The sequence below is a fragment of the Fictibacillus sp. WQ 8-8 genome (genome assembly GCF_024494405.1).
GTDB classification, from domain to species: domain Bacteria; phylum Bacillota; class Bacilli; order Bacillales; family Fictibacillaceae; genus Fictibacillus_C; species Fictibacillus_C marinisediminis.
In genome coordinates this window covers 135,689-152,582 of record NZ_JAMXKG010000005.1, presented here as the reverse complement: position 1 = coordinate 152,582, position 16,894 = coordinate 135,689, and the positions used below count along the sequence as shown (strand labels likewise).

The 16,894-nt window shown below is 43.1% G+C and carries 14 protein-coding genes and 1 riboswitch; of the genes, 12 read left to right on the top strand and 2 right to left on the bottom strand.

Annotated elements, in window-relative coordinates; genetic code table 11:
- The first annotated feature begins 50 nt into the window (after positions 1-50).
- Together uvrC and M1K46_RS12680 are read left to right on the top strand one after the other, a co-directional pair.
- Positions 51-1,829 carry an excinuclease ABC subunit UvrC gene (uvrC, locus tag M1K46_RS12685; protein ID WP_256226256.1) on the top strand — a complete coding sequence of 593 codons (1,779 nt, stop codon included), beginning with the start codon at positions 51-53 and terminating at the stop codon, positions 1,827-1,829.
- A gap of 73 nt (positions 1,830-1,902) precedes the next feature.
- Positions 1,903-2,091: riboswitch (Lysine riboswitch) on the top strand.
- Positions 2,092-2,285: 194 nt separating this feature from the next.
- Entirely contained in the window at positions 2,286-3,521 is a 1,236-nt protein-coding gene (locus M1K46_RS12680; RefSeq protein ID WP_256226255.1) for an aspartate kinase, read from the top strand.
- A gap of 62 nt (positions 3,522-3,583) precedes the next feature.
- Here the strand turns inward: M1K46_RS12680 and bioB are convergent, their stop codons facing one another.
- Together bioB and M1K46_RS12670 are read right to left on the bottom strand one after the other, a co-directional pair.
- Positions 3,584-4,573, bottom strand: a complete 990-nt coding sequence (gene bioB / locus M1K46_RS12675) for a biotin synthase BioB (RefSeq protein WP_062233984.1) — start codon at positions 4,571-4,573, stop codon at positions 3,584-3,586.
- 131 nt (positions 4,574-4,704) lie between these two features.
- A complete protein-coding gene (locus M1K46_RS12670; RefSeq protein WP_062233987.1) occupies positions 4,705-5,190 on the bottom strand; it encodes a YslB family protein in 486 nt (161 codons plus the stop codon).
- A 315-nt stretch (positions 5,191-5,505) separates the two neighbouring features.
- Between M1K46_RS12670 and M1K46_RS12665 the strand changes: the two genes are divergently transcribed.
- The 10 genes from M1K46_RS12665 to M1K46_RS12620 all read left to right on the top strand — a co-directional run bounded on the left by M1K46_RS12665 (position 5,506) and on the right by M1K46_RS12620 (position 16,776).
- Positions 5,506-6,114, top strand: a complete 609-nt coding sequence (locus tag M1K46_RS12665) for a succinate dehydrogenase cytochrome b558 subunit (RefSeq protein WP_053357636.1) — start codon at positions 5,506-5,508, stop codon at positions 6,112-6,114.
- A gap of 16 nt (positions 6,115-6,130) precedes the next feature.
- Entirely contained in the window at positions 6,131-7,894 is a 1,764-nt protein-coding gene (sdhA, locus tag M1K46_RS12660) for a succinate dehydrogenase flavoprotein subunit (RefSeq protein WP_062233993.1), read from the top strand.
- Between the two features lie 2 nt (positions 7,895-7,896).
- A complete protein-coding gene (gene sdhB / locus M1K46_RS12655) occupies positions 7,897-8,655 on the top strand; it encodes a succinate dehydrogenase iron-sulfur subunit (protein ID WP_053357638.1) in 759 nt (252 codons plus the stop codon).
- Between the two features lie 260 nt (positions 8,656-8,915).
- The gene (locus M1K46_RS12650; protein ID WP_007202417.1) at positions 8,916-9,140 is read left to right on the top strand and encodes a helix-turn-helix domain-containing protein; all 225 of its coding nucleotides are present in this window, start codon (positions 8,916-8,918) and stop codon (positions 9,138-9,140) included.
- Positions 9,141-9,335: 195 nt separating this feature from the next.
- Positions 9,336-10,169 carry a glucose PTS transporter transcription antiterminator GlcT gene (gene glcT / locus M1K46_RS12645; protein ID WP_091004069.1) on the top strand — a complete coding sequence of 278 codons (834 nt, stop codon included), beginning with the start codon at positions 9,336-9,338 and terminating at the stop codon, positions 10,167-10,169.
- Positions 10,170-10,412: 243 nt separating this feature from the next.
- Positions 10,413-12,401 carry a glucose-specific PTS transporter subunit IIBC gene (gene ptsG, locus M1K46_RS12640; protein ID WP_375162201.1) on the top strand — a complete coding sequence of 663 codons (1,989 nt, stop codon included), beginning with the start codon at positions 10,413-10,415 and terminating at the stop codon, positions 12,399-12,401.
- Positions 12,402-12,424: 23 nt separating this feature from the next.
- Positions 12,425-12,691, top strand: a complete 267-nt coding sequence (locus M1K46_RS12635) for a phosphocarrier protein HPr (protein ID WP_256226252.1) — start codon at positions 12,425-12,427, stop codon at positions 12,689-12,691.
- Positions 12,691-14,403 (top strand): phosphoenolpyruvate--protein phosphotransferase, encoded by a 1,713-nt coding sequence (gene ptsP, locus M1K46_RS12630; RefSeq protein ID WP_256226251.1) that lies wholly within the window; start codon positions 12,691-12,693, stop codon positions 14,401-14,403. Before M1K46_RS12635 ends, ptsP begins: the two co-directional genes overlap by 1 nt.
- 186 nt (positions 14,404-14,589) lie before the next feature.
- The gene (racE, locus tag M1K46_RS12625; RefSeq protein WP_053357642.1) at positions 14,590-15,396 is read left to right on the top strand and encodes a glutamate racemase; all 807 of its coding nucleotides are present in this window, start codon (positions 14,590-14,592) and stop codon (positions 15,394-15,396) included.
- Between the two features lie 330 nt (positions 15,397-15,726).
- Positions 15,727-16,776, top strand: coding sequence for a GerMN domain-containing protein (locus tag M1K46_RS12620; RefSeq protein WP_256226250.1), 1,050 nt, complete (start codon positions 15,727-15,729; stop codon positions 16,774-16,776).
- The last annotated feature ends 118 nt before the right edge of the window (positions 16,777-16,894 follow it).

Here is a 16,894-nt window from a genome sequence, read left to right as displayed (position 1 = left end):
TAAGGATATCATGCTATGATGTTACATAGAAAAAGGAGGGGAGAGACAACGTGGACACCATTAGAGAGAAGCTGGCTGTACTTCCGGATCAGCCCGGATGTTACTTAATGAAAGACCAATTCGGAAAAGTCATCTATGTGGGGAAAGCAAAAGTATTAAAAAACCGTGTAAGATCTTATTTTACCGGTTCACACGACGGGAAAACACAGCGTTTAGTCGCAAATATTTCCGATTTTGAATACATCATCACCTCCTCAGAGCTAGAAGCTCTCCTTCTTGAAATGAATCTGATCAAAAAACATGACCCTAAATTTAATGTCATGCTGAAAGATGATAAAACGTATCCGTATTTAAAGATTACTGCTGAACAGCAGCCCCGGCTCTTGTACACCAGAAAGATTAGAAAAGACAAGGGCAAATACTTTGGTCCGTTCGTTAATGCCTTTGCCGCACAAGAAACGAAAAAACTGCTGGACCGGCTGTATCCGTTGCGCAAATGTGATCATATGCCTAACAAAGTTTGCCTATATTACCATATCGGCCAATGCCTCGGCCCATGTGTTTATGATATTACCGAAGAACAGAACAAGAAGATGGTCGATGAAATCGTTAAGTTTCTGAACGGAGGCTTTCCTGAAGTGAAGGAGGAATTGACCGAGAAAATGCTGGCCGCTTCGGAAGACCTTAATTTTGAACGGGCGAAAGAACTGAGGGATCAGATCCAGCATATTGATGCGGTCATGCAGAAACAGAAAATGATGACCGCTGACATGGTGGATAAGGACGTTTTTGGTTTTCATTACGATAAAGGCTGGATGTGCGTCCAAGTCTTCTTTATCCGCCAAGGAAAGCTTATTGAACGTGATGTTTCCCTCTTTCCTTTCTATGGAGATGCCATCGAAGACTTTTTATCGTTTATTGGACAATTTTATCTTCAAAAAAATCATATTCTCCCGCGGGAACTTTTGCTGCCTCCTGAGGCGGACGGCGAATTGGTCAAGGATCTTCTCGGCGTGAAAGTGATACAGCCGAAACGCGGGCAAAAGAAAGAGTTTGTTGAACTTGCAACGAAGAATGCACAGCTCGCTCTGCACGAAAAATTTGCACTGATCGAGCGTGATGAGGAACGCACGGTAAAAGCGGTTGAAAATCTGGGGCTGCAATTAAACATTCCAGCTCCATACCGGATTGAAGCATTTGATAATTCCAACATTCATGGGACAAATCCAGTATCTGCGATGATTGTATTTGAAGACGGTAAACCGAACAAAAAAGAATACCGGAAATATAAAATTAAAACGGTGACAGGCCCTGATGACTACGCCTCCATGAAAGAAGTAGTCCGCAGGCGTTACTCCCGCATCTTAAAAGAGAATGGGCAGCTGCCGGATTTGATTATTATTGATGGAGGGAAAGGACAGATCGCTGCTGCGCAGGATGTTCTTGAAAACGAGCTGAACCTTGATATCCCGGTCGGAGGACTTGCTAAGGATGATAAGCACCGTACATCCCAGCTCTTGATGGGAAATCCACCTGAAATTATACCGCTGCTCAGAAACAGCCAGGAATTTTATCTGCTGCAGCGTATACAGGATGAAGTCCACAGGTTTGCTATCTCATTTCATCGTCAAGTGCGTGCGAAAGGCATGTTTCAATCAAGTCTCGATAACATTCCTGGAGTCGGTGAAAAAAGGAAAAAACTTTTGCTGAAAAAATTCGGTTCCATCAAGAAAATGAGAGAAGCCACTCTTGAGGATTTTCATGCGGCAGGCATTCCATTAAGTGTTGCAGAAGAAATTATTCAGGCTCTTCAAAATGAACCTTTATAAAGGTATTGATTTTTCAGAAGTCCTTTGCTAAACTTAAAACAAATTTTAATAGAGCGCCATACTTCAGTTTTGAAGTGATGGTAGAGGAGCAAAAACCAATAGTAAGCTATCTGAAGAGAAGGAGCTCTTATGATGGTAGCTGAAAGGGGATTTTTGCCGAAGCTTTAAGAAACTCCTGTTTCTTACGGCTGGACCTGCATTGAATAAATGCAGAGCTGTCACACATTCTTGCCCGGAGGGTGTGTGGAGGACTATCTCACAAGAGGGGAAAACAAGCTGGCTTACTGTTGCATATACCAAGCAGCAATAAGGTCTTTTCCTTATTGCTGCTTTTTTGTATTTATTTTTGCATTTCAGTTTGTTGCGTAGTGGAAGCCGAGACAGGCTGGCCATATCTGGGTGCCTTTTGCAGGAAGGCAATAAATTCGATTTCATTGATGAGAAAGGATGGACATTGTGGCTTTAATCATTCAAAAATTCGGAGGTACAAGTGTCGGCACACCGGATAAAATCAGAAACGCGGCAAGTCGGATCATTCAAGCGGCAAACGAGGGGAATCAAGTAGTAGCGGTTGTCTCAGCAATGGGAAAAACAACGGATGATCTTGTGAGGCTGGCAGGTGAAATAACAGCAAGGCCTTCCAAACGTGAAATGGATATGCTTTTGACGACAGGAGAACAGATCACGATTTCACTGCTTGCGATGGCCCTTCAGGATGCCGGGTACGAAGCCGAGTCTCTGACTGGCTGGCAGGCTGGAGTTGAAACAGAAGATGTTCACGGCAACGCGCGCATCTTAAATATCGATACAAAAAGAATCCAGCAAATGCTTGCAGACGGGAAGATTGCAGTAGTTGCCGGTTTTCAAGGATTAACCTCTTCGGATAATATTGCAACACTGGGACGGGGAGGATCAGATACGACGGCCGTTGCTCTGGCAGCTGCTCTTCGTGCCGATAAATGCGAAATCTACACAGACGTTACTGGTGTATTTACAACAGACCCGCGGGTGGTGAAACATGCCAGAAAGCTGCCTTCCATCTCCTATGATGAAATGCTTGAAATGGCGAATCTCGGAGCGGGTGTGCTGCATCCGAGAGCTGTAGAATTCGCAAAGAATTTCGGAGTAAGACTTGAAGTTCGTTCGAGCACAGAGAAAGAAAACGGAACACTAGTGGAGGAGGAAGCAACAATGGAGAATAATTTAGTAGTGAGAGGATTGGCTTTTGAAGGAAACGTAACAAAAATTACGATTGAAGACCTGCCGAATGGCTTAAACACACTGTCTTCTGTTTTTTCCTTGTTGGCAGAGAATGGTGTTAATGTAGATATTATTATTCAGAGTGTAAACAAGCAGGAAAGAACAAACATATCGTTCTCCATTGAAACAGCGATCTTAGATGAAACAATTGAGCTTCTAGAAAGATATAAGAGTTTGCTTCAGTTTGGTTCCATCCAGCATGAAGATGGATTGGCTAAAGTATCTATTGTTGGTTCAGGAATGATTTCTAATCCAGGAGTAGCTGCACAGATGTTTAAGGCTCTTTCTGAGCAGGATATTATGATTAAAATGGTCAGCACATCAGAGATTAAAGTTTCTACGGTCGTTGATCAGCAGGATATGATCAAAGCGATTGAAACGCTGCACGACGTCTTTGAACTGGACGCAAGGCAGCCGGTTCAGCAGTTATAATAAGAAAAATCCGGGCGAAGCTGCCCGGATTTTTTTGTAAATGGAAAAAATTCGCTGCAGGATTAAACCTGTACAGGTTCGTTTAAGAAGTCAATCTCAAATCCGAGGTCCTCAAGGATTTGGTGGTCAGCATTTGTTTCCTGTCCGTCGGTGGTCAGATAGTCGCCCACGAAAATAGAATTTGCAGCATAAAGGCCCAGCGGCTGAAGGCTGCGGAGATTTACCTCTCTGCCGCCTGAGATCCGAATCTCTTTCGTTGGATTAATATAACGGAACAAGGCGAGCACTTTTAAACAATAACGGGGGTTCAGCTCGTCAAGATGCTCGAGAGGAGTACCTGGTATAGCATGCAAAAAATTAACAGGGATAGAATCTGCATTGATCTCTCTTAGCGCTTCTGCCATCTTAATGATGTCGTGCCGGCTTTCGCCCATTCCTACGATAACGCCTGAACATGGGGAGATTCCTGCTGTTTTTACTTTTTCCAGAGTAGCCACTCTGTCTTCGTATGTATGAGAGTTTGTTATTTGGCTGTGGTGGTCTGAGGATGTGTTGATATTATGGTTATATCTTTCGACGCCCGCCTCTTTAAGGGACTGTGCCTGCTTATCATTTAAAATGCCGAGGCATGCGCATATTTTCATATTATAATTGGATTTAATCTCTTTTACAGCTTCAATGACGGTGTTCAAGTCCCGATTCAGAGGTCCTCTTCCGCTTGCGACGATACAATAGGTTCTCACGTTTTGTTTATATGCCCTTTCCGCACCTTCAACAATCGTGTCTTTATCCATCATCGCATATTTTTCGATCGGCGCTGTGGAAACTGAAGACTGTGAACAATATCCGCAATCCTCAGGGCACAGGCCTGACTTTGTATTAATGATCTTATTCAGTTTCACCTTTTTTCCGAAATAATGCTTCCTGATCATAAACGCACCTTGCAGCAGGCTAAGCAGCTCGTCATCGTCTGATTCCAATATGGATAAGGCTTCTGTCTCGTTCAGTTCTTTACCTTCGATCACTTCTTTTCCAAGTTCCATCCAATTCATAGGTGATGCCTCCTTAATGTTAACTAATTTTATGTATAGGTTAACATTATGCCAGCTGTTTTGTATTGTCAACGCAAAAAAAACCGGCATATGCCGGTTTTTTGAGAGAAAAGAGTATTCTCTTTCTATTTTCAGGCTCCTTGTGAGCCTGCGGTTTCGTCTTTACGGTCCCATTGGACGGTAAATTGGATTTTGTTCTTTCGTTTCAAAGTTTCATAGGTTTCTGTAACACATTTTCTTTGATTTTGGATTTGTTCTGCGATAAATCCAGCCTCGAGACCGAATGTAGGATTATCCTGCAAATCGAATCGTTTGTTGATAAGAGAGGAAGACAGTTCGAGTACCATCTCGTTCTTATTCATTTCAGCGATGATCAGATTGCCCCAGCCGGCTTCCGAGAAAAAATGAACAATTTCTTCAGTGGAACCCAATGGGAATTTCCTTGCCAGGTTTCTTCCTGCCCAATATAGGATGTTCCGTTCTTCTTTTCCCAGCAGATCCGGGATCAGAATGTTTTTCAGCAGCTCATATGCGAATACAGAAACTCCTGCAGCAGGCTTACTGTCCTTCTCGGTTGTTTCTTCTTCGTTGTGTTGGATGTCCTCATGTTGTTCCATTTAGATCTCCCCGCTTTCTACTTGTTCCATTATAGCTTGAATAAAATAATATCTCTATAAAAAGTCACACATTTGTCGAAATTTAAGTGAGGGTCTGCCTTGAAAAAAGTTAGGAAAATCAACAGATTTTTGAACTTTTTATGTTACCGGTTTCTTGACGGTGTCAAACGATGGGAGTAAAATGAAACATGTTATTAGTTAACGCTTTAATGTTCATCTTATTTACTGCAAGCGGAGAGGAAACGCTTAAACGGAATGGATAGAAACCAATGGTTTCAGAAAAAGACAGAGGGAACTTAGAAAGGGGCAAATTGTATGGCAGGAAGTCGCAATTTTAACACGAGAAGACTACATTCTTTACTGGGCGTAATCCCGGTTGGCTTATTCCTGCTCCAGCATCTTGTTGTGAACAACTTTGCAACAAGAGGGGCAGAATCATTTAATAATGCAGCGAATTTTATGGGACATTTACCTTTCCGTTATGTTCTGGAAGCGGTTATAATTTTTATTCCTCTTTATTTCCATGCGATTTACGGACTTTATATTACCTTCACGGCTAAAAACAACGCAAGCCGTTATGGATATTTCCGTAACTGGATGTTCCTCTTACAGCGTGTAACTGGCGTAATTACGCTAATTTTTGTTTCCTGGCATGTTTGGGAAACTCGTATTGCAGCAGCATTTGGAGCAGAAGTTAACTTTTCGATGATGTCAGACATCTTAAGCTCACCATTTATGGTGGCCTTTTATTTGGTTGGGGTATTATCCGCAGTCTTTCATTTTGCGAACGGATTATGGTCTTTTTTTGTCAGCTGGGGTCTTACGGTTTCGCCTCGATCACAGAGAGTTTCAACTTACGTAACGATGGCAGTTTTCCTAGCACTTGCATTCGTTAGCGTTCGAACTATTTTTGCATTCATTTAAGAAGGGGTGAACCATCTTGAGTAAAGGAAATATTATTATCGTCGGTGGAGGTCTTGCAGGGCTAATGGCTACCATTAAAGCAGCAGAAGCCGGCATGAACGTTGACTTGTTTTCACTAGTTCCTGTTAAGCGCTCTCACTCTGTTTGTGCGCAGGGCGGAATTAACGGTGCTGTAAATACAAAAGGAGAAGGCGACTCTCCTTATGTGCATTTTGACGATTCTATTTATGGAGGAGACTTCCTTGCGAACCAGAGTCCGGTTAAAGCGATGTGTGAAGCGGCTCCAGGAATCATCCACCTTATGGACCGTATGGGAGTTATGTTCAACCGTACTCCAGAAGGATTGCTGGACTTCCGCCGTTTCGGGGGCACACAGCATCACCGTACCGCATTTGCCGGTGCAACTACAGGACAGCAGCTTTTGTATGCGCTGGATGAGCAAGTAAGACGCCATGAAGTTGCAGGTCTTGTTACAAAGTATGAAAACTGGGAATTCCTATCTGCTATCGTGGATGATGAAGGCGTTTGCCGAGGAATCACAGCCCAAAACTTAAAATCTATGGAAATCCACAGCTTTGCAGCGGATGCTGTTATTATGGCTACTGGAGGACCTGGAATCATTTTCGGTAAATCTACGAACTCTGTCATCAATACCGGGGCAGCAGCAGCATCTCTTTATCAGCAAGGTGTTGATTACGCAAACGGCGAGTTTATTCAAATTCATCCGACAGCGATTCCTGGAGATGACAAACTTCGTTTAATGAGTGAATCAGCACGTGGAGAAGGCGGCCGTGTATGGACGTATAAAGACGGTAAACCTTGGTACTTCCTTGAAGAAAAATATCCGGCTTACGGTAACCTTGTGCCTCGTGATATCGCAACACGTGAGATTTTCCATGTGTGTGTTGACGAAAAACTTGGAATCAACGGCGAAAACATGGTTTATCTTGACCTTTCACATAAAGATCCGAAAGAGCTTGATATCAAGCTTGGCGGAATTATAGAAATCTATGAAAAGTTCATGGGTGATGACCCTCGAAAAGTTCCGATGAAAATCTTCCCTGCAGTCCACTATTCAATGGGCGGCATGTGGGTTGACTTTAATCAGATGACCAACATTCCTGGTCTTTTTGCTGCGGGTGAATGTGAGTACCAATATCATGGTGCAAACCGTTTGGGTGCGAATTCCCTTCTATCTGCAATCTTCGGCGGAATGCAAGCTGGCCCTGCAGCAGCGGCATATGTCAGCGGACTTGAGAAGTCTTCTGATGATGTTGCATCCACTGTATTTGAACATCAGGTTCGCAAAGAACAAGAAAAATACGACAATATCATGAGCATGGACGGAAACGAAAATGCTTACGTCCTTCATAAAGAGCTCGGTGAGTGGATGACGGATAATGTAACGGTTGTCCGTTATAACAACAAGTTAAAACAAACGGATGATAAGATCCTTGAGCTTATGGAGCGTTACAAGAAGATCAACATTAACGATACGTCTAAATGGAGTAACCAAGGGGCTTCCTTTACCCGCCAGCTATGGCACATGCTTCAGCTGGGACGCGTTATCACACTTGGTGCTCTAAACCGTGACGAAAGCCGTGGAGCGCACTACAAACCAGACTTCCCGGACCGTAATGATGATGAGTGGCTAAAAACAACGAAAGCAACATTTAATGCTGCGACGAATGGTCCTGATTTCTCTTATGAAGAAGTCGACATTCAATATATCAAGCCGCGTAAACGTGATTATTCTAAAAAGAAAGCTGAGGCGAAATAAGGATGAGCGCAAAAACAATTAAGTTTATCATCACAAGACAAAACAGTCCTGAATCCGCCCCATACCAAGAAGAATTCGAGCTTTCATACCGTCCGAACATGAACGTCATTTCCGCATTGATGGAGATCCGCCGTAATCCTGTGAACGCAAAAGGGGAAGCAACGACTCCGATCACATGGGAAATGAACTGCCTTGAGGAAGTATGCGGAGCCTGTTCTATGGTTATTAACGGGAAACCGCGTCAATCATGTACAGCTCTTGTTGATAAGCTTGAGCAGCCGATCCGCTTGGAACCAATGAAAACTTTCCCGGTAGTCCGTGACTTGGCTGTTGACAGAAGCCGCATGTTTGATGCTTTGAAAAGAGTTAAAGCGTGGATTCCGATTGACGGTACTTATGATTTAGGTCCAGGACCTCGTATGCCTGAAACCAAGCGTCAATGGGCATATGAACTTTCTAAATGTATGACATGCGGTGTTTGTCTTGAAGCATGTCCGAACGTTAACAGCAAATCTGATTTTATTGGCCCAGCGCCTTTATCTCAGGTTCGTCTCTTCAATGCGCATCCAACTGGAGCAATGAATAAAGAAGAGCGTTTAAATGCATTGATGACTGACGGCGGGCTAGCATCTTGCGGTAACTCGCAAAACTGCGTACAATCATGCCCGAAAGGAATTCCTTTGACAACATCGATTGCTGCTCTAAACAGGGATACAACATTCCAAGCATTCAAGAACTTTTTCGGAAGCGACAGAGTTTAATAAAAATCAGGCCTCTTCAACTCAGAAGAGGCCTTTTTTTATTTCTCAGGCAAAAACGGACAGGTTTTGGGGCATCCATCCAGCAATTGAATAAAAATGGGCTTCATTTTTTGAAAGAAGGGGACAAAAAACCATTACTTTTTCTTTGAACCAAGTCACTCCTAAAAACTTCTTAACATAGTATATGTTGACTAAATACTTCCAATTTGCAAATTGTGCATTGGCAGTTCTTTAAACCCTAGCAAGGAGGGGTGAAATCATTGAAAGAGAAACACTACCGACCGAAGCCTCTACTTACAAAACGAGAAAGAGAAGTTTTTGAACTATTGGTCCAAGACAAGACGACAAAAGAAATCGCAGAACAGCTTTTTATCAGCGAGAAGACCGTTCGTAACCATATTTCCAACACGATGCAAAAGCTTGGGGTAAAAGGGCGATCTCAAGCCGTCGTAGAATTACTGAGGCTTGGAGAACTAGAAATTTAGTCGGGAAACGGCTTTCCATGAAAGCCGTTTTCTTTTTTATATTCAAAGGTGCATTCAAATTCCATACCGTCTTTTGAGCTTCACTCTTTAAGTCTTGACTTCATAAGTAGTTTTCTTAATTGATAAACATCCTTTTTTGGGCTATGATGTAGGCATTGCGAAATTTGGGCTTCTGCTTGAAAGGATTGAAAAAGGATGAATGGTCCCTTTCATATACAAAAAACACTCAATAATAATGCGGTTGTTGCATCAAATGCCTCCAGCCAGGAACTGATTATCATCGGAAAGGGAATTGGCTTCGGCAAGAAAATGGGCGATGTCATAACGGATGATGCCATTGATAAACTTTATATTTTAACCAATGAAAAAGAGCAGGAGCAGTACAAAACTCTTGTGCATTCTCTTGATGAGTCCTTTATCGAACTGCTGAATGATGTGATAACCCATATAGAGGAACGAATGCAAACTACGCTAAATGAACATATTCATGTCGCGCTGACCGATCATGTTGCATTTGCTGTTAAGCGACTGGAGCAGGGAATGGATATTCGAAATCCTTTTCTTTCTGAGACCCAAACCCTTTACCCAAAGGAATACACGGTAGCTGAAGAGGTGATCGAACAGATCAACCAGTCACTCGGCATTCACCTGCCGGAAGGCGAGATCGGCTTTGTTGCACTGCATATCCATAGTGCGGTTACCAATAAAAGTTTAAGCGATATTAACGAACACTCCAGGATGATTAACAGTCTGGCTGCGATTATTGAGGAATCTCTCTCCATTAAACTGGACCATAAGAGCATCAACTATCTCAGGCTTGTCAGGCATCTGCGCCATACGATCGAACGTATGGAGATGGGTGAGCAAGTGGATAAGCAAGAAAAATTAGCAAAGGTGTTGAAAGAGGAATACCCTTTGTGCTACAATCTTGCTTGGAAGTTAATTAAGGTAATGCAAAATACTTTAAATAAACCGATACCAGAGGCGGAAGCAGTGTATCTAACGATGCATTTGCAAAGGCTTACTTAATTTTATACATCGTGCTTTTGCTTTACGTGTTACTGATTCGATCAGGCATGAGTGAAGAAAAAAGTGTAGTAAGGGCTTAATTCGGATATTCTATATCTGATTAGCTTTTGTATGCGCTTTTTTGTCACTCATGCCTTTTTTTGGTTTATTCAGCTTCCAGCACAAAGAAAAAACAAATTTAAGGAGGAAAGTCCCGTGTGGAAAAGTATTTTTGGAGTACTGCAGAGGGTAGGTAAAGCATTGATGCTTCCTGTAGCCATCCTGCCTGCAGCTGGTTTGCTGCTCGCATTTGGTAACGCGTTCAAAAACCCTGCATTGCTCGATAAGTTACCTGCTTTAAAAGCAGGCTGGTTCCAGCTTGTAGCAAGCGTTATGGAAAACTCGGGGAATATTGTGTTTTCTAACCTGTCCTTGCTTTTTGCAGTCGGTGTTGCCGTCGGACTAGCTGGCGGAGAAGGTGTAGCAGGACTTGCTGCCATTATTGGATATCTAATTATGAATGTAACGATGGGTACGTTAAAAGGCATTACGCCTGATATGATCAAAGACAACCCGGAGTTTGCAAATGTGCTGGGTATACCCACCCTGCAAACAGGAGTTTTTGGCGGTATCATCGTTGGTATTCTTGCCTCCTATCTTTATAAACGGTTCTATAAGATTGAACTACCTTCATACTTAGGATTCTTTGCAGGTAAACGATTTGTCCCAATTATTACAGCGGTTTCATCATTGGTTCTTGGTATCATCATGATTGGTGTATGGCCATATGCTCAAAACGGATTAAACTCTTTCTCACACTTTATGCTAGACTCAAACCGAACATTGGCTGCTTTCGTTTTTGGAGTAATCGAACGTTCGTTAATTCCTTTTGGACTTCACCACATCTTCTACTCTCCATTCTGGTTTGAGTTTGGACAGTACACAGACAAAGCCGGAGACATCGTCCGAGGTGACCAAAAGATCTTCTTTGCACAGATTAAAGATGGTGCACCATTAACAGCAGGTACTTTCATGACAGGTAAATTCCCATTCATGATGTTTGGTCTGCCTGCGGCAGCACTTGCGATGTATCACGAAGCTCGTCCTGAGCACAAAAAAGTTGTAGCCGGTATCATGGGTTCTGCAGCATTAACTTCTTTCCTAACAGGAATTACAGAACCAATCGAGTTTACATTCTTGTTTGTTGCTCCAGTTCTATTCGGAATTCATGCAATCTTCGCCGGGTTGTCATTTATGACAATGCAGCTGTTAAATGTTAAAATCGGTATGACATTCTCTGGTGGAGTCATTGACTATCTTCTATTCGGAGTTCTGCCTAACCGTACTGCTTGGTGGCTGGTTATTCCAGTTGGTTTAGTCTTTGCAGTCATTTATTACTTTGGATTCCGATTCGTCATCCGTAAATGGGATCTTAAGACTCCAGGACGCGAAGTGGTGGACGATGAGGTTGAAACAAACGTCAGCGTGAGCAACGAAGGGTCTTTAGCTGCTAATATCCTTGAAGGACTAGGCGGAAAAGAGAACATTAAAGATCTTGATGCATGTATTACACGTTTGCGTGTTGCTGTAAATGATGCGAAAAATGTCGATAAAGATCGCCTCAAAAAATTAGGTGCATCTGGAGTTCTTGAAATGGGGAACAACATCCAAGCCATCTTTGGGACACGTTCTGATACCATCAAGAGCGAGATCAAAGACATTATGGACGGTAAAGTGGTAGCGGCTAAAAAAGAGCCATTAACCCAAAAAACAGAAATGAAAGTTCCAGCTCCTGCGGTAGCTGAGCGTTTCGTTTCTCCGCTTGAAGGGAAAATCATCCCTATCACAGAAGTGCCTGACCAAGTCTTTTCAGGTAAAATGATGGGTGACGGCTTTGCAGTCGAACCTTCAAATGGAACGGTAGTATCACCGGTAAACGGAAAAATCATCAATGTATTCCCAACGAAGCATGCGATTGGAATTGAATCTGACGGCGGCCGTGAAATTTTGATCCATTTTGGAATCGATACGGTCAAACTTAAAGGTGAAGGCTTCGAATCGTTTGTAAATGAGGGTGACATCATAGAACAAGGACAAGAATTAATGAAAGTTAATCTTGAATTTGTTAAGGAAAACACTCCGTCAGTAATTACACCGATCGTGTTTACGAACCTTGCTGAAGGAGAAAGCATTCACCTTGAAAAAACAGGAACCGTGTCTAAAGGTGAAGAAGATATTATTACTATCAAATAAAAATAACGAAGGAGTTTTCAATCATGGCAGAAAAAACTTTTAAAGTAACAAGTGACTCAGGAATTCACGCACGTCCGGCAACTGTATTAGTAAACAAAGCAGGGCAATTCAGCTCTGACATTACACTTGGTTATAACGGGAAAAACGTAAACCTTAAATCCATCATGGGTGTAATGAGCCTTGGTATCCAAAGCGGTTCTGAAATCACAATCAAAGCTGAAGGTTCTGATGCTGATGAAGCATTGGCTGCTATTGAAGAGGTAATGAAAAAGGAAGGACTTGGTGAGTAATGTCTGAAAAGATTTCAGGTATTGCTGCATCAGCTGGCATTGCGATTGCCAAAGCATTTATTCTTGAAAACCCTGAATTAATCATTGAAAAAAAGCCGGTTGAAAATACCGGTCTTGAGGTTGAACGGTTTTCGGCTGCAGTAGAAAAAGCGAAAGGCGAACTTCAGGTTATTAAAGAAAATGCATTAAAAGAATTAGGAGAAGATAAGGCAGCGATTTTTGCTGCCCATCTTCTTGTCCTTGAGGACCCAGAGCTAATTGATGCAGTTAAAACCAAAATTCAGAATGAAAATGTCAACGCTGAGAGTGCGATGGATGAGATTTCAGGAATGTTTATCAGCATGTTTGAGCAGATGGATAATGAGTATATGAAAGAACGTGCGGCGGATATCCGTGATGTATCCAAGCGCGTCCTCGCTCATTTGCTGGGCGTTCAATTCTCTTCTCCGGCAAGCATCTCAGAGGAAGTAGTGATCATTGCCGAAGACTTGACGCCATCCGATACAGCACAGCTTAACCGTAGGTTTGTTCTTGGATTTGCAACGGATATTGGCGGCAGAACCTCTCATTCAGCCATCATGTCCCGTTCCATGGAAATCCCGGCAGTTGTTGGGACGAAAACAGTAACAGAAAAAATCTCCAGCGGAACCCTGCTTATTATTGATGGACTTGATGGTGAAGTCATCGTTGATCCATCCAATGAAGAGCTTGAACTCTATAAGAAGAAGCAAGAGGAATACAAAGCGCAAAAAGCTGAGTGGGCGAAACTCGTAAACGAACAAACGACAACGGCTGACGGACACCATGCTGAACTTGCTGCTAATATCGGTACACCACAGGATGTTAAAGGAGTTCTTGAAAACGGTGCAGAAGGCGTCGGTCTTTACCGTACCGAATTCTTGTACATGGGTCGCGACGAGTTACCGACGGAAGAAGAGCAGTTTAAGGCATATAAAGAAGTCCTTGAAAAAATGGAAGGAAAACCTGTCGTTATCCGTACGCTTGACATCGGTGGAGACAAAGAGCTTCCATACCTTGATCTTCCAAAGGAAATGAATCCGTTCCTTGGCTTTAGAGCGATTCGCCTTTGCCTGGAACAACAAGAGATCTTCAGAACACAGCTGAGAGCTTTGCTTCGTGCGAGTGCTTACGGAAACTTGAAAATCATGTTTCCGATGATTGCAACATTGGTTGAATTCCGATCGGCTAAGCAAGTTCTTCTTGAAGAAAAAGAAAAACTTGTAAAAGAAGGAGTATCCGTTTCAGAGAACATCGAAATCGGAATCATGGTAGAGATTCCTTCCACCGCTGTCCTTTCTGACCGTTTTGCAAAAGAAGTCGATTTCTTTTCCATTGGTACGAACGACCTTATCCAGTACACGATGGCAGCAGACAGGATGAACGAAAGGGTTTCTTACCTTTACCAGCCATACAATCCGGCAATCCTTCGGTTGATCCAAATGGTGATTACTGCTGCCCATAAAGAAGGAAAATGGGTTGGAATGTGCGGTGAGATGGCCGGCGATCCGATTGCGATTCCTATTCTTCTGGGCCTTGGACTTGATGAATTCTCCATGAGTGCAACATCAGTCCTTCCTGCGAGAAGCCAGCTTTCCAAACTTTCCAAAGCGCAAGCAGAAAAACATGTAGACACCATTTTAAACATGGATACTGCTGAAGATGTTGTGAAGTTTGTTAACGAAAATTTCTAAAACAAAGTAAAGCTGATTTCCCTTTCACTGCCTTAGTGCAGCGAAAAGGAATCGGCTTTTCTTCTTTGGCTGGAGTTGACAAGAACATCGTTTTATTTTATTCTTTGGTAGGATTTTTTTGGTTAGAGCGGTGTGAATTTCAGCATACAACATGAATATACACCGAAAGAAGGAAGAGGCGAACAAATGGATAAACCAATAGGCGTGATCGACTCAGGTGTAGGCGGTTTAACGGTAGCGAGGGAGATCATCCGGCAGCTGCCTAAGGAAGAAATTTATTATTTGGGTGATACTGCACGCTGTCCGTATGGACCCAGACCAATGGAGGAAGTAAGACAATACACATTGGAAATGATTGAGTTCCTTCTCAGCAAGGAGATAAAGATGCTTGTCATCGCATGCAACACAGCGACAGCAGCCATTTTGGATGAAGTGAAAAAAAGGCTCAGTATACCGGTTATAGGTGTCATACACCCTGGAGCGAGAACAGCCCTGAAAGTAACGAGGAATCAGCAGGTCGGAATCATCGGGACCGTCGGAACAGTAAAAAGCGGTGCTTACGAGACTGCGTTAAAGGAGATCAAGGGCGATATTACTGTGCACAGTCTTGCCTGTCCGCCGTTTGTCCCACTCGTTGAGAACGGCGAACTGTCCGGAGAGGATACGTACAGAACGGTTCTTGAAGTTCTTCAGCCGTTAAAAGAAACCCCAATCGATACTCTTATTCTCGGATGTACACATTATCCGTTATTACGGCCTGTCATTCAAAAAGTAATGGGAGAAGAGATCAAGCTGATCTGCTCAGGTGCTGAAACAGCAAGAGAGGTTTCAGCCATTCTGGATCACAGCGGTCTTTTGTATACCGGCGACCGGGTTCCAGGCCATGAATTCTTTTCTACTTCAGATAACGGACATTTCCTTGAGATCGCGAATCATTGGATGGAAGAAAAAGTAGAGCATGTGCATTTTATTAAATTAGGACAAAACCGCTGAGTGGTTTTGTCTTTTTAGTTTTTGGGGGGGCTGTCCAGAAAGTCGAAAATTGACCTTCAGGCAGCCCCTTTTTGGCTTGAAAAATCTTCAATGAAAAGTTGATTGAAGTGGAAGGTGCGAGACTCCTGCGGGACTAGCGTGACAGGTGAGACTCCCGCCGGTGCTTGCACCAAGAGGCTCACCGCACGCCCCACGGAAAGCGAGCAGCCTGGAACGGAAATCAACAGCTTACAGACTTCTTGGACAGCCCCTTTTATTTTTTCCGAGAGTGGTCTAAAAGGCGGGACAGCCCGTATACATAGTAGTACAACCACTTGGGGAGGGAAAAGTATGTACAAAAAAATGAGGGCAGGAGCGCCGCTGCTTCTCCTATCAGTGTCAATGCTGATGGCAGGGTGTGGACTGGGGGGAGAAAAAGCAGGAAATGAGCTAGATCCCCCGAAAGTGAACTACGTGAAGGAAGGCAAGTCTCTTGATAAAGAAACAACTGCCAAAGCCACTAAAAACTCCGTGAAACGCCAGCTGTTTTTATTGGACAGCAATGGGCTGGTCGTGCCTCAAATGATGAACCTGCCAAAATCAGGCACTGCTGCAAAACAAGTATTAGAGTACTTAGTAAAAGACGGGCCGGTATCCAATATCCTGCCAAACGGATTCCAGGCTGTGCTGCCGCCTGATACGCAAGTACTGGACGTTGTCGTCGGTAAAGACGGTACGGCAACCGCGAATTTTTCCAAAGAATTCAAGGATTACCGAGGCCAGGATGAACAAAGGCTTTTACAGTCGATCACTTTCACGCTTACTCAATTTCATTCAATTAAAAATGTGAAAATTCAAATAGACGGCAAGAACCAAGACGTTATGCCTGTCAATCATACACCGATCAATGACGGAGTCAGCCGTGCTGACGGCATTAATATTGAAAATGGCAATGTAGTCGACATGACCGGCAGTGATACAGCTACGCTGTATTTTGTTGCGGAAAATGGTACTCAAGAATATTATGTTCCGGTTACACGCAGGGTAGTGAAAAATGACAGCGATAAAATAACTGCAGCTATCCAAGAACTGATTCAAGGACCTGGAGAACAAAGCAGACTTTTAACCGGATTCAGAAATGATGTGAAATTACTCGATGCACCAGTTGTTAAAAAAGGGGTAGCCACGCTGAATTTCAATAAAGCCATCTTGGATAATAAATCGGAAAATACGATTGACGATGCTGTGTTGAAATCGATCGTATTATCCTTGACAGAATTAAATGATGTGAAAAAAGTAGCCATTCATGTTAACGGGAAAACAAAACTGAAGTCCGAAGACGGAAAGTCAATCACAGCTCCAGTTTCAAGACCTGCAATAGTAAACACCGGCGAATTTTAATCCATGAATAACTTGTGGTAGGATAAAAGAGACGGCTTAAGCCTTCTCTTTTTTTGTATGGCATAAAACGAAAAATAAGATCAGGCATGAAAGTGAGCAAGATAACGCAGGAGGTTTA